Genomic DNA, 13,118 nt, shown 5'->3' on the forward strand with positions numbered 1-13,118 from the left:
CCTCAAGATTAGATCTCCCTGAAGGGTGGTTATAGACGATGACCTTGATAGGCCACAGGTGTAAGGGCGGCGACGTCGAAGCCGAGTGGTACTAATTGCCCGGGACTTTCCTCACAGTGAAGGTTGATATATTTTAAGACGATAAGGCGAAGCTGGTCTCTTCGGATTGATGTCTGGTCAAAATCTTGATAATGAAATTAAGGTGGCTATAGCACGAGGGATCCACCTCTTCCCATTCCGAACAGAGAAGTTAAGCCTCGTCACGCCGATGGTACTGCGTAACAGTGGAAGAGTAGGTAGCCGCCGTCTTGAAGCAAGGCGATAGCCGATGGAGAGGAGTCAGTCCGTAAGGGGTGACTCCTTTTTCTGTTTTTATTTATTCGATTCTGATTGGATAAATAAAATAAGATGTATATATTCGCTCCCTATAACTTAATAATGTGTTGTATGGTTAAGAAGTGGATATTCCCTTTATTGATTGGGGTTTGTTTAATCAATACGTCTATGGCACAAGAAAATCCGATTTTATTATTCCCAAAAGGGGCGCCGGGAGAAACTATTAAATTAATAGAGAAAGCTGATACGGATGGTGGAAAAACCGGTGGTGAGAGTGTTTTGCGTATTACGAATGTGAGTGAGCCAACGATTACTATATATCATGCTCCGGATGAAGTGGCCTCGGGTGCCGCTATGATTGTCTGTCCCGGTGGTGGTTACAATATTTTAGCTTATGATTTGGAAGGTGATGAAGTCTGTGAATGGCTTAATAATCTTGGAATAACTGCGGTCTTACTTAAATACCGGGTTCCAAGACGGGAAGGACTGGAAAAACACGAAGCTCCTTTGCAAGATGTACAGCGTGCGATTGGTTATGTTCGAGCGAACGCTGAGAACTTGAATATAGATCCAAAGCGAATCGGTGTGATGGGATTCTCGGCTGGTGGCCATTTAGCTGCCATGGTTAGCAATAATTTTTTGAAACGTACTTATCCGGCTATTGATGCTACGGATAAAGTAAGTTGTCGTCCGGACTATTGTTTATTGGTTTATCCTGCTTATTTAGATGGAGAGAATTTCCAATTGGCACCAGAGTTAAAGGTTTCATCTGCCACACCTCCAACCATGTTAATTCAAGCGGAAGATGATAAATCTTATATCAACAGTAGTATTTTCTATTATTATGCCTTAAAGGAAGCTGGTGTTCCGGCATGGATGCATTTATATAGTCAAGGTGGCCATGGATATGGGTTACGAGATACGGGAGCGTCTGTAAATGAATGGCCGGATCGGGCTGAAGATTGGTTTCGTGAGATCGGTCTGATCGAATAGAACTCCAGATATCTTTTCTGGAGACTTGCGGAGTAGATTCTTAAATCGATTGCGCAATTTATTTATTACTAGTTTATTATTGATGGTAAACGTAGTAAAAGCGTAGTCCGGGAAAGCGTGTTCTATAGCATATCGTATCTTTGAAGTAGTGAGTTTATTGCTGTTCTCTGTTATTCGGGCTTTTTTTGAAGTAAAAAAGCTAAGTTATGAAATTCCTTAAAAGTTCAGTTTTATTTATTTCAATGGCATGTATAGTGCCTGTTTGTTCGATAGCGCGAGAAAAAAGTGAGAGAATCACAAGAGCTGAGATTGAACAGAAAAGTGCGGATGAATTTATAAATGGTCTAATGAGTCGAATGACCGTTGATGAGAAAATCGGCCAATTGAATCTTCCTAGTTATGGAAACGTAATGCCAAATCCTAAAAAGAGTGAGATAGCCAGTCGTATTGTACGAGGAGAGGTTGGTGGTATATTTAATATATTCGGTGTCGATGCGATCCGGCAGTTACAAGAAGTCGCAGTTAAAGAAAGTCGATTGGGGATTCCTATAATTGTTGGCGCTGATATTTGTAATGGTTATAAAACCGTTTTTCCCATTCCTCTAGGTCTTTCGTGTAGTTGGAAACCGGAGAATATAGAAGAGGTCGCTCGAATTTCCGCAAAGGAAGTTGGTGCTGATGGTATCTGTTGGACATATAGCCCGATGGTCGATATATCTCATGATGCCCGGTGGGGACGAGTAAAGGAAGGAGCGGGCGAGGATCCGTTTCTTGGAGGTATAATGGCTCAAGCATGGGTGCGTGGTTATCAAGGCAATGATTTATCGGCTGATACGACTCTTATGGCATGTGTAAAGCATTATGCGCTTTATGGAGCGGCCGAGGCTGGTCGGGATTATAATACGGTAGATATGAGCCGTGTGACTGCCATGAATTATTACATGCGTCCTTATCAGGCTGCTGTAGAAGCAGGAGTAGGAAGTATCATGACTTCATTCAACGAATTTGAAAGTATCCCTGCGACCGGAAATACTTGGCTTCTTAATGACGTGTTGCGTAAACAATGGGGATTTAACGGCTTTGTCGTGTCTGATTTTACGGCAATAGCGGAGATGGTAAACCATGGAATAGGTAATAGTCAGGAAGTCGGAGTCAAGGCGCTAAAGGCGGGTGTCGATATGGATATGATAGCGGACTGTTATCATGCCGTATTAAAGAAATCATTGGAAGATGGGAAAATAACAGAGGCTGAGATTGACTCTGCTTGCCGGAGAATACTAATCGCAAAATACCAATTGGGATTGTTCCATGATCCATATAAATATTGTAATCCGAAAAGAGCCGCCAAAGAGTTCTTGTCGGTAAATAATGTATCTGCGGCCCGTCGTATTGCGGCGGAGTCTTTCGTGTTACTTAAAAATGATAATAATTTGCTTCCACTTAAAGGATGTCGTAAGGTCGCTGTAGTCGGTCCTTTAGCGGATAGCAAGGCGAATATGGCTGGATCGTGGAAATATGATGAGCAGACTAAATCTTATCATGGATTGGTAGAGGATTTACAGGAATCTTTGGGAAATGGAGTAGAGGTTGTTTTTGCAAAAGGCAGCAATCTAGTCGATGATCCCGTTTATGAAGCGAACTTTACGGATCAAAATCGTTCAACCCGGGATGATAGAAGCGATGAACAATTAATCGCCGAGGCCCTAAAAGTGGTGGAAGGCGCTGATGTGATTATCGCTGCTTTGGGTGAATCGATAGATATGAGTGGAGAAGGCGCTAGTAGAGCCATCCTTGAAATGCCGCAAACGCAGAAAAAATTACTGGATGCTATCCAGAAGACAGGAAAGCCGATCGTAATGGTACTTTTTACCGGAAGACCTTTGGCATTACAATCCGAGGAAAAGCAGGTGAATGCGATCTTGAACGTATGGTTCGGTGGTACGGAAGCAGGAGCGGCTATTGCCGATGTCTTGACCGGAAAGGTTTCTCCGACAGGGAAGTTAACCATGTCTTTTCCTCGTGTAACAGGCCAATGTCCGATCTATTATAATCATAAGATGACAGGACGCCCTATGTCTCCCGATGCTTGGTACACTCGTTATGTCTCCAATTATATAGATGTGTTGAATGAGCCTCTTTATCCATTTGGTTACGGCTTGAGTTATACGACTTATACGTATGGCGATGTATCTTTGAATATGAATTCTATGGATGCAAATGGAAAAATTCAAGCATCCGTGATTGTTACCAATACTGGGGCTCAGGATGGAGAGGAAATCGTACAGCTTTATTTACGTGATATCGTACGCAGCATAACCCCTCCGGTCCAAGAATTGAAAGGATTCAAGCGAGTTGCGTTAAAAGCGGGAGAAAGCAAGAAAGTAACCTTTGATATTGATGTGGATATGTTGAAATTCTACGATTCAACCTTAGATTATGTCGCTGAGCCGGGTGAGTTTCAGGTAATGATCGGTGGAAATAGTAAAGAGGTGAAAACTGCTTCGTTTACATTAAAATAATCCTAATCGGAAGGAATCAGTTATGGGGCTTTGCTAAATTCGAAATTATATGTATCTTTGCCAAAAGAAATATTACAAAACCATGGGGATGACCGGTTTTGACAGCGGGTAGAAGTGGTTTGTAAGCATGTAGTGCGTGGTTGGCTTGCACTTAAATCTCAGACAACGAACAATTAACTGGCGAAAATAATTACGCTCTCGCTGCTTAATCGAAGTATAGTAGATTCAAGCTTAATCCCTGCAAAAGTTGCGGGGACGTGACATCACCCGGATGCTGTGGCTCCGAAGCGTTCCGATCAGGTGGTGCAGCAATATCGGAGATAGTTTGAGATAAGCCTCGGGTCTCAGGCGAAACTTTAGAGGATAAGGGATGAGTGGGTGGCTTCGGTCTTGCTCTTCCCCGACAATGAAGGCGAAGATAAACATGTAGAAAGCAAATTAATTCCTCGTTTGGACGAGAGTTCGAATCTCTCCATCTCCACGGAATGAAAAAAGGTCTTACGGATTGCCCGTAAGGCCTTTTTTCATTCATTGTAAACCCATTTATAAGGAGGTGGCGGTACGTATGGACCAGCCTTTTGATGGGGTAATATATCAACCGATTTGACGATTACGTTATTACCTTTCTGGGTACAAACCAGACATTTTGAACGTAATTTCCTTTTAGCCATGTTGAAGACGATATTCGGATTGAAATGAACTCCGTTTATACGAGTCTCAAAATGTAAATGCTCGGTAGTAGCCCTGCCGGTACGTCCGGTTAAGGCGATCGGTTGTCCGGCGAGAACACGATCTCCGGGTTTAACCAAGTTCTTGGAGTTGTGGCTATAGATCGTTTCCAGTCCATTATAATGGCGAACAACGATAACGTTGCCATAGGCGGCGAATGGTTTCGCCATCCTGACAATACCATCGAAAGCAGACACGATCGTATCGTTGGCACAAGTTTTGATATCTACTCCGGAATGATGTCTTCTCCTTCCCCCGTAAGGAGAGATCACGTTTCCATTAGGAAGGGGAAATGCGTATTCCCCGGCGGGGATCAAGGATAAATCAATAATTTCCGTGTTATTCTCATCGAATAGCTTGGGGTCCTTGATCGCTATCTGGCTTTTATCACGGGGCGTAAAGGCTTCCGTGATATCTTTTCTAGGAGAATGACAAACCGCTAGCTCCGGAGCTTCCGGCAACATGAAATTGAAATCCACGACGGGAAGAGGAATATTTGCCGTAGGGAAATCCACAGTCTCGGGAGGGGCCGGGCGTGGAGCAGGCCTTTGCGTACGGCAAGACGCAAATAAAATTAGCGTAAGAATGAGTATTCCGTTGTGTATTTTAGATGCCATTAGATATTGTTTTACCACAAAAGTATAAAAAAGCCTCTTTCAATGGCCTATATTTCCGATATGTTTATACTTCTTTTTATTCTTTGTGTTTTTTCTGATAGTTGAATTTGCCTACCTTTGTAAAGGTAAAATGGAGATATTATACGATGATTGAGGGGACTAGTTTGTCTCTTTGGTCAGGGAGGATGACGATATTGTATTTGCTGGCATTTCTCTAAACTGAAAACGACCAATTTAAAGTACACAGAGAAATAGACAATGCGAATACACCTGTATTTGGTGTGTTCCTTTGCCTTATTTCTGTTGTGTACAAGGCATTTGGTCGTGCCGCAGTTTGACGGGTTTAAGGTAAAGTGTAACACACCTTTTCTCAGATGTGGGTTTATTTATGAGATAGGATTACCTTAAAAACGGCTTTTGTATATGAAAGAACAAAAGGAGATACATATCGGTTCGTTAATAAAAGAGAAAATGGAAGAGCGGGGACTTTCGGTTTCCGATTTTGCCCATGCGTTGCATTATGAACGTACCAATATTTATAAGATATTTAAGCGAAGCAGTATTGATGTTGATTTGTTACTGCGTATATCGGAAGTCTTAGCCTATGATTTCTTGCGGGAGGTGTATTTAGCGGACGAACCCCGGCGATATTCAATCACTATAGAAGCGGACAAGGAAGATATAGAGGAGATCCGTAAATGGCTGTTAGAGAAAAGGCGTGAATAAGTTTCACGCTTTCGTGAAATAAGATCACGGTCGGTATAAGACCGGTCGCTTTGATTGTTTCTACATTTGACCGTCTCAATGTTTCATCATAACATTAGAGAAATAGGTTAAATCAAGGCCGTACTCTTCTTGTTCCGTATGTGAATATAGGCAGGAAGAAAGCGGCCACTTTTTTCTTCTGTGTACGTGCACAATTCGATTATTTCCTTTATATTTGTCGATAAACAACGAATTGTTAACATTTCTAATATGAAAGTTCTAAAGACTGCCCTGCTATTCCTGATGTGCGTATCTTTCTCCTTCTCCTGTAAGGAAGGGGTAAAGGAAGTAAGGGTGCTGAAACTGGCACACGGATTGCCCCCCAGCCATTCCGTCCATTTAGGATTGCTCTATATGAACGAGCGTCTGAAAGAGTTGTCCGGAGGAAAGATGAGCATGGATATTTATTCTTCCGCTCAATTGGGGTCTGAAAATCAATGTATAGAGTTGCTTCAAATAGGAAGTCTCGATATCACGAAAGTTTCCTCCGCCGCATTGGAAGGATTTGCCGATCCGTTTAAGGTATTTGGCATACCTTATCTATTCCGTTCCCGTGAGCAGTTTTTCGAGGTGTTGGATGGTTCGGTAGGTAAACAGATATTGGGATCAACGGAACCTTATTGGTTTAGGGGACTCGCTTATTTTGACTCGGGGGCCCGTAGCTTTTATACGGTAAACAAGCAGATTCGTACTCCCGAGGATCTGAAAGGACTGAAGATCCGTGTGCAAAAGAGCCCGATAGCCGTGGAGATGATGAAGACATTCGGTGGTTCGGCTACTCCCGTGGATTGGGGTGAATTGTATACGGCCTTACAAAGTAATGTCGTGGATGGAGCCGAGAATAATACGCCTTCCGTGACGACGGCGTTCCATCATGAGGTGGTAAAATACTATTCTGTCAATGAGCACACGATGTGTCCGGACGTGATCATCATTAGCTTGGCTACTTGGCAGAAGCTGACGGAACAAGAACGTAATTGGCTGCGACAGGCCGCTGACGCAGCCGCTATTTATCAACGGAAACTTTGGGCGGAGCAAGAGAAGCAATCGCTAGAGGAGATGGAAGCACACGGAGTGGAAATTATTTACCCGGATAAGCAGCCGTTTATGGATGCCGCCGCCCCGATGATCGAGCGGTTTAAGAATGATCCGGTTTTTCATGATTTAATAGATCAAATACAGAATACCCATGAGAAAGATAATTGATAAAGGATTGGAGCTATCGTTGATTTTCTTGATGGCTTTCTTGGTCGTGGATGTGCTATGGCAGGTATTAAGCCGGTATATTCTGGTTTCCCCGAGTTCCGTGACGGATGAATTGGCCGGATATTTATTGATCTGGGTGGGATTGCTGGGGGCCGCTTATGTATCCGGTAAAAATGAGCATCTCGCGATCGATTTATTACTTCAACATATACGTCCTTCCCGCAGGAAGCTCTTGCGATTGTTTATCTTCTTGATCGTATTTTTATTCGCTGTATTTGTATTGATCGTAGGAGGGGCTTGGCTGGTATACACTCGTTTTCATTTGGGAGTTACTTCGGCTTCCTTAGAGATTAATTTAGGATATGTGTATTTGGCATTGCCGCTAGGGGGATTGCTTACCGCTTATTATGCGATAGATAACGCGATCACCTTATTTCGTTCCTCTAATTCTTAAAAGACTGATGATATGGATATTATAGGTATACTCGTATTAGTGATAAGTTTCTTTTTCCTGCTGGTGGTCGGGGTTCCGGTAGCGTATAGCATCGGTGTGGCGGGTATATTGACGATGCTCGTGAATATAGACTCGCTTCCCGCCCTTACGACTTATGCGATGCGTATGGCTTCGGGTCTGGACAGTTTCGCTCTGCTGGCGATCCCGTTTTTTATATTGGCGGGGAATATCATGAATAGCGGAGGTATCGCTTTGCGCTTGATCGATTTCGCTAAAGTGCTGGTCGGACGGTTACCCGGAGGACTGGCGGTGGTCAATGTCGTGGCGAATATGTTATTCGGGGCGATCAGTGGCTCTGCCGCCGCCGCTGCCTCTGCTATCGGGAGTATTATGACACCGGAGATGAAAAAGGCCGGTTACGATCCGAATTTCAGTGCCGCCGTAAATATCTCTTCCGCCACTACCGGCATGACGATACCTCCGAGTAATGTCTTGATCGTTTACTCCTTGGCGAGTGGTGGAGTCTCTGTATCCGCCTTGTTTATGGCTGGTTATCTACCGGGAATTCTTACGGGAGTGGCGATCATGATCGTAGCCGCTATGTTTGCCGCACGAAAGGGGTATCCGGTTGGCGTACGTGTTCCGTTCTCGGAGGCGACAAAGGTATTTTTCAGGGCGATCCCTAGTTTGATGCTATTGGTGATCGTGATCGGAGGAATCTTGGCGGGACTGTTTACGGCTACCGAGGCTTCGGCGATCGCTGTACTGTATGCGTTAATCCTCTCTTTTATCTATAAAGAACTTACTTGGGCTAAATTGCCGCAAGTGTTATTGCGATCGGCCAAGACTACGGCTATCGTCCTTCTTTTGGTGGCGACTTGTACGGGCTTATCTTGGATCATGAGCTATGAGAATATTCCTCAAACGGTAAGTGCCGCTCTGCTGAGCATAAGCGACAATCCGGTGGTCATCTTGATACTTATCAACGTGATTCTATTGATTGTCGGGATCTTTATGGACATGACGCCCGCTGTCTTGATCTTTACCCCAATCTTCCTGCCGATAGCGACGGGGCAATTGGGGATGGACCCGGTACATTTCGGGATCATGATGGTATTGAACCTTTGTGTGGGATTATGTACGCCACCGGTGGGTTCGGTATTGTTTATCGGATGTAGCGTGGCGGGGACAAAGATCGATCAGGTGATCCGTCCGTTGCTGCCGATGTTCGCGGCGATGGTTATTGTCTTGTTCTTGGTGGCCTTCTTGCCGGATTTAAGTTTATTGATTCCCCGGTTGTTCGGTTTGTGATGTTCCCCCATAGAGTCGAGGTAGCCTTGTGCTATAAATAGGGCAGTACTCTGTACGAAGTATTCCAGTACTTACGTACTGAGTACCGCAATACTTCGTACAGAGTACTGTAATACTTTAGCCACAGTACTGCGGTACTTCGTACACAGTACTGTGCTAACTGTAAGACGCTGTCTTTTTAATGTCCTTTGAACAGGGATAAGGCGATACCCATCTCCAATCCCCGTAGCTCGGCCAGACCCCGTAAACGTCCGATGCAGGAGTAGCCCGGGTTGGTTTTCTTCTTTAGGTCGTCTATCATTTGATGTCCATGATCCGGTCGCATGGCGATGGAGCATTGGCGGCGTTGCTGTAGTTCAAGGAAGGCTTTCATGACACCGTACATATCCACATCGCCTTCCAGATGGTTCGCCTCGAAGAAATTACCCTCGGAATCTCGTTGCGTGCTGCGGAAATGAACAAAATCGATCCGATCCCCGTAACGTTCCATGATCCCGGCCAAGTCGTTATCACTTCTAACACCGAAAGAACCTGTGCATAGGCAAAGCCCGTTGCTTGGATTCGGCACGGCCTCTATTAACTTCCGGAAATCGTCTTCCGTGCTCAAGATGCGGGGAAGCCCGAGAATGGAATAGGGGGGATCATCCGGATGGATAACGAGCTTGACACCGGCCTCGTCCGCCACGGGAGCTATTTCCCGTAAGAAATAGATCAGGTTCGAGCGAAGTCTCTCCGCGTCGATATCTTTATAACGGTCTAACGCTTCCCTAAACTGCTCGATCGTAAAAGTCTCTTCCGAGCCGGGTAGTCCGGCGATCATATTGCGAACCAACAGCTGGCGGTCTTCCTCGCTCATAGCGTCATAGCGTGCCTTGGCTTTCGCCTTGTCCGCCTCCGTATATTCGGCTTCCGCCGCCGGTCGTTTCAATATAAATAAGTCGAACGCCATAAAAGCCGCGCGTTCAAAGCGCAAGGCTTTGGAACCATCCGGCATCGTATAAGCCAAATCGGTACGAGTCCAGTCCAATACCGGCATGAAGTTGTAAGTAACTACCCGGATATCGCAAGCTCCCAGATTACGGATACTTTGTTTGTAGTTCTCTATATAGGTTTGAAAATCCCCGGTTTGCGTCTTGATATGCTCGTGTACGGGCACACTCTCAACCACACTCCACCGTAATCCGGCGGATTCGATCAAGGCTTTCCGCTTTTGAATCTCTTCCGTAGTCCAAACTTCCCCATTCGGGATATGGTGCAACGCATTTACGATACCGGTGGCACCCGCCTGACGGATGTCCCAAAGGCTGACAGGATCATTCGGTCCGTACCAACGCCAAGTTTGCTCACATAGATACATAATGAATAATTTTTAAATTTATCAATGTGCCAATATGCCAATGCGGTTTGATGCATGGCTGGTTGGCACATTATTTAGATGGAGAAAGCGTCGAAACCTCCGTCTATGGGGATCACGGTACCGGTTACGAATGCGGAGGCGTCGCTCGCCAGCCATTGTAAAGTACCGAGTAACTCCTCCGGTTTTCCTAAGCGGCGGAACGGCGTGTGTGCGACGATCGTGTTGCAACGATCACTAGGTGATCCATCCGGATTGCTCATCAATGCCCGGTTCTGCTCGGTAAGGAAGAATCCCGGTGCCATGGCGTTCACTCGCAGGCCCTCTCCGAATTTAATCGCCAGCTCCCCGGCCATGTATTGCGTGAAATTGTTGATAGCGGCTTTTGCGCATCCATAGCCAACCACACGAGTCAATGGGCGTAGGGATGATTCGGACGAGATGTTAATAATGCTTCCTTTCCCTTGTCCCACCATGACCTCGGCGAAGACCATTGTCGGCAGTACGGTCCCGAATAAGTTCAGGTCTACGACTGTCCGGAAAGCATCGATATCCAGATCAAAGATCGTCTTGTCGGGAGGAATCGTCGCTCCGGCTTGGTTACCACCCGCCAAATTGACTAAAACATCAATCTTCCCATATGCTTTCAATATCTCTTGTTTGTTTTGCTCCAGCAAGGCTTTATCCAATACGTTTGAAACCAAGAATAAGGCCTCGCCCCCTTCCGCTTTAATCTCATTGACCAAGGCAGATCCTTTTTGCTCGTTTCGTCCGAGGATTACGACGTACGCGCCTTCTCTCGCCAAGTGCTTGGCCATGCAGGCTCCTAATATACCATAGCCTCCGGTCAACAAAATCACTTTCTCTTTTACGCTAAATAAGGAGTTCATCAGATATAATTATTGTAGTATTGTATATTTTCCTTTACCAAGATATCGATCGGCATATAATTGACAGGCTCAATTTTCTCCTTAAGGATCAAATGCCTGAAAAGTGCCTTGATACAATGATATCCTTGTACCTCCGGTCGCTGGGCGATCAAATGCGTGATCAAGCCGTTTTCCAGATAACGGACATTCGGTTCTATCACGTCGTAGCCAAGAAGTTTGAAAGGATAGTCCGGCCGTTCGCTACTTAGATAATCTCCAAGGAAATGGGCCCTCGAATTAAAGATGATACCGATTCTTACTTGAGGATATTTGTCGAAGAAAGTATTCAGTAGTCTCGTATTCTCTTCTCGGTCATCCGCGTGCACATGCAGCAAATGAATCTTTCCCTTGAATGAGGTATTGGCGAGATAATCCCGGAATCCTTCCTCTCGCTTCTGCACTTGCGTAGAACATGAATCCCCCTTACGGGTGAAACGGAAAATCACTAGATCGTCCTCTTCACGGATTTGCTCGAATAAAAGGCGTCCCGCTATATACCCCGAATCATATGAATGCGTTCCGTAGTAAGAGATACAATTCGTGTGGTCGATAAAAGAATCGATTAATATATAAGGAATACCTTTCTGGTCTAGCCGCTGGGTCAAGGTCAAGACACTTTGCTTGAATAATGTAGCGATGATAACCCCTTGACAATCCGCGGTCTCAATCTTCGGGATTAATTCGTCGAAACTGTTGCTATCGTATTGGTCAAAATAGATTTGCTCGACATCTATATTATAGCTAAACAATTCCCGTTCCGCTTTCTCGATCCCTTGGCTTAGTTTCGCCCAGTATTCCCCTTCAAGAAAAGAAGGGATCAAAGCGATGAAATGATATTTTTTCTTCAACGCTAAAGAACGGGCTATCAGATTTGGTTGATAGTCAATTTCTTTTAAGACTTTCTCCACCTTTTTCCGTGCGTCCTCCGATACCTTTCCCCGCTCATGTAAAATGCGGTCTACCGTACCGGTTGATACGCCGGATAATTCGGCGATATCTTTTATCCTGTAATTTTTATTCATGGTATAGATTGTAGTGTGTATTCGTCCTCTCTGTTTATTCGAGTATTTGAAGAGGAGTGTTCAATTTACGGAAAACGTAGCCATACATCATATAGATAAGAGGAACGGCGACGAAAATTCCGATACCGAACAAAATACATCCTAATATCAGGATCCCGATCATAACCAACGCCAGAATGAACAGAGGCAATACTTGTCCTTTCGTTATCTCCCAGCTTTTATGCAAAGACTCGATAATCCCGGCGTTTTCCTCGATAATAAAGGCTTGGAAGAACTGAAGGCGCAATGCCAGATAAATACCGGGGATGATAAAAAATAAGAAACCCGCCAATACGACAAATCCCGTGATAAGACTCGCTAGAAAGTAGGTGATGATATTCTTTGTCTGTTGTCCATATGCGGAAAACTGAGGTTCTTCCCCATCCAACGCCTGAAATATATTTTTCATATATCCTAAGGAGAAAATAATGGAGAATAACGCGCTGATCACGTTTACGATGATTTTACCGATAATAGAACTTTGCATGGGCATAGCGAACGCTGTCAGCGTGAAAGACAAGATACAATATCCGATTAATAATCCGGCTAATATCCATAGCTGCGACTTCGTTCCCTTCCATGCGGTACTGAATACTTCTGATATTATAAATTTAGGCTCCATAATATATAATATTTGTTTATTGTGTGTGGACACAAATGTAAAATATATTGTTGAAAAAAACAATTTTATTTTCGTTTGAAACCAAAAGAGATGTATTTCAACAGGCGCTTCCTTTTAAGTGCTATTAATTTAGGTGAAAAAGATAAGTAGGAAACAGAAAATCGTGTAAAAAGTTTCTACATTTGTAGGATGAAACAGCGAGTAAAGACCCTATTGTGTGAA

11 protein-coding genes, 2 rRNA genes and 1 other RNA gene are annotated in these 13,118 nt (G+C 44.5%); 9 read left to right on the forward strand and 5 right to left on the reverse strand.

Annotated features, from left to right (window positions below; translation table 11 throughout):
* The 5 genes from D7V92_RS12350 to ssrA form a co-directional block, all read left to right on the forward strand.
* Window positions 1-115: ribosomal RNA gene (locus D7V92_RS12350) — 23S ribosomal RNA — on the forward strand; the annotation flags it as partial.
* An 83-nt stretch (window positions 116-198) separates the two neighbouring features.
* A 5S ribosomal RNA gene (gene rrf / locus D7V92_RS12355) occupies window positions 199-309 on the forward strand.
* 138 nt (window positions 310-447) lie between these two features.
* Window positions 448-1,329 (forward strand): alpha/beta hydrolase, encoded by an 882-nt coding sequence (locus tag D7V92_RS12360; protein WP_005865072.1) that lies wholly within the window; start codon window positions 448-450, stop codon window positions 1,327-1,329.
* A 206-nt stretch (window positions 1,330-1,535) separates the two neighbouring features.
* On the forward strand, window positions 1,536-3,848 hold the full coding sequence (bglX, locus tag D7V92_RS12365; RefSeq protein WP_121772987.1) for a beta-glucosidase BglX: 2,313 nt from the start codon (window positions 1,536-1,538) through the stop codon (window positions 3,846-3,848).
* 84 nt (window positions 3,849-3,932) lie between these two features.
* Window positions 3,933-4,332, forward strand: a transfer-messenger RNA (tmRNA) gene (ssrA, locus tag D7V92_RS12370).
* A 40-nt stretch (window positions 4,333-4,372) separates the two neighbouring features.
* Here the strand turns inward: ssrA and D7V92_RS12375 are convergent.
* Complete coding sequence (locus tag D7V92_RS12375; protein ID WP_121772988.1) at window positions 4,373-5,194, reverse strand: M23 family metallopeptidase; 822 nt, start codon at window positions 5,192-5,194, stop codon at window positions 4,373-4,375.
* Between the two features lie 423 nt (window positions 5,195-5,617).
* Between D7V92_RS12375 and D7V92_RS12380 the strand changes: the two genes are divergently transcribed.
* From D7V92_RS12380 to D7V92_RS12395, 4 genes are all read left to right on the forward strand, one after another.
* Window positions 5,618-5,920 carry a helix-turn-helix domain-containing protein gene (locus D7V92_RS12380; RefSeq protein WP_005865121.1) on the forward strand — a complete coding sequence of 101 codons (303 nt, stop codon included), beginning with the start codon at window positions 5,618-5,620 and terminating at the stop codon, window positions 5,918-5,920.
* A gap of 249 nt (window positions 5,921-6,169) precedes the next feature.
* Window positions 6,170-7,165, forward strand: a complete 996-nt coding sequence (locus D7V92_RS12385) for a TRAP transporter substrate-binding protein (RefSeq protein ID WP_005855377.1) — start codon at window positions 6,170-6,172, stop codon at window positions 7,163-7,165.
* Window positions 7,149-7,619: a TRAP transporter small permease gene (locus D7V92_RS12390; RefSeq protein WP_121772989.1), complete on the forward strand. Its 471-nt coding sequence runs from the start codon at window positions 7,149-7,151 to the stop codon at window positions 7,617-7,619. Before D7V92_RS12385 ends, D7V92_RS12390 begins: the two co-directional genes overlap by 17 nt.
* A gap of 12 nt (window positions 7,620-7,631) precedes the next feature.
* Window positions 7,632-8,930, forward strand: coding sequence for a TRAP transporter large permease (locus D7V92_RS12395; RefSeq protein ID WP_121772990.1), 1,299 nt, complete (start codon window positions 7,632-7,634; stop codon window positions 8,928-8,930).
* Window positions 8,931-9,108: 178 nt separating this feature from the next.
* Here the strand turns inward: D7V92_RS12395 and uxuA are convergent, their stop codons facing one another.
* The 4 genes from uxuA to D7V92_RS12415 all read right to left on the reverse strand — a co-directional run bounded on the left by uxuA (window position 9,109) and on the right by D7V92_RS12415 (window position 12,896).
* Window positions 9,109-10,287 carry a mannonate dehydratase gene (uxuA, locus tag D7V92_RS12400; RefSeq protein ID WP_005865129.1) on the reverse strand — a complete coding sequence of 393 codons (1,179 nt, stop codon included), beginning with the start codon at window positions 10,285-10,287 and terminating at the stop codon, window positions 9,109-9,111.
* A 74-nt stretch (window positions 10,288-10,361) separates the two neighbouring features.
* The gene (locus D7V92_RS12405; RefSeq protein ID WP_005855387.1) at window positions 10,362-11,174 is read right to left on the reverse strand and encodes an SDR family oxidoreductase; all 813 of its coding nucleotides are present in this window, start codon (window positions 11,172-11,174) and stop codon (window positions 10,362-10,364) included.
* The gene (locus tag D7V92_RS12410) at window positions 11,174-12,235 is read right to left on the reverse strand and encodes a LacI family DNA-binding transcriptional regulator (RefSeq protein ID WP_121772991.1); all 1,062 of its coding nucleotides are present in this window, start codon (window positions 12,233-12,235) and stop codon (window positions 11,174-11,176) included. Before D7V92_RS12410 ends, D7V92_RS12405 begins: the two co-directional genes overlap by 1 nt.
* A gap of 34 nt (window positions 12,236-12,269) precedes the next feature.
* A complete protein-coding gene (locus D7V92_RS12415; RefSeq protein WP_008780866.1) occupies window positions 12,270-12,896 on the reverse strand; it encodes a hypothetical protein in 627 nt (208 codons plus the stop codon).
* Window positions 12,897-13,118 lie beyond the last annotated feature (222 nt).

The organism is Parabacteroides sp. CH2-D42-20, from assembly GCF_003670185.1.
GTDB classification, from domain to species: Bacteria; Bacteroidota; Bacteroidia; order Bacteroidales; family Tannerellaceae; genus Parabacteroides; species Parabacteroides distasonis.

Bases quoted from the DNA above. Each gene is read 5' to 3' on its own strand.
- D7V92_RS12360 (WP_005865072.1), top strand. From the start codon at position 448: ATGGTTAAGAAGTGGATATTCCCTTTATTGATTGGGGTTTGTTTAATC.
- bglX (WP_121772987.1), top strand. From the start codon at position 1,536: ATGAAATTCCTTAAAAGTTCAGTTTTATTTATTTCAATGGCATGTATA.
- D7V92_RS12375 (WP_121772988.1), bottom strand. From the start codon at position 5,194: ATGGCATCTAAAATACACAACGGAATACTCATTCTTACGCTAATTTTA.
- D7V92_RS12380 (WP_005865121.1), top strand. From the start codon at position 5,618: ATGAAAGAACAAAAGGAGATACATATCGGTTCGTTAATAAAAGAGAAA.
- D7V92_RS12385 (WP_005855377.1), top strand. From the start codon at position 6,170: ATGAAAGTTCTAAAGACTGCCCTGCTATTCCTGATGTGCGTATCTTTC.
- D7V92_RS12390 (WP_121772989.1), top strand. From the start codon at position 7,149: ATGAGAAAGATAATTGATAAAGGATTGGAGCTATCGTTGATTTTCTTG.
- D7V92_RS12395 (WP_121772990.1), top strand. From the start codon at position 7,632: ATGGATATTATAGGTATACTCGTATTAGTGATAAGTTTCTTTTTCCTG.
- uxuA (WP_005865129.1), bottom strand. From the start codon at position 10,287: ATGTATCTATGTGAGCAAACTTGGCGTTGGTACGGACCGAATGATCCT.
- D7V92_RS12405 (WP_005855387.1), bottom strand. From the start codon at position 11,174: ATGAACTCCTTATTTAGCGTAAAAGAGAAAGTGATTTTGTTGACCGGA.
- D7V92_RS12410 (WP_121772991.1), bottom strand. From the start codon at position 12,235: ATGAATAAAAATTACAGGATAAAAGATATCGCCGAATTATCCGGCGTA.
- D7V92_RS12415 (WP_008780866.1), bottom strand. From the start codon at position 12,896: ATGGAGCCTAAATTTATAATATCAGAAGTATTCAGTACCGCATGGAAG.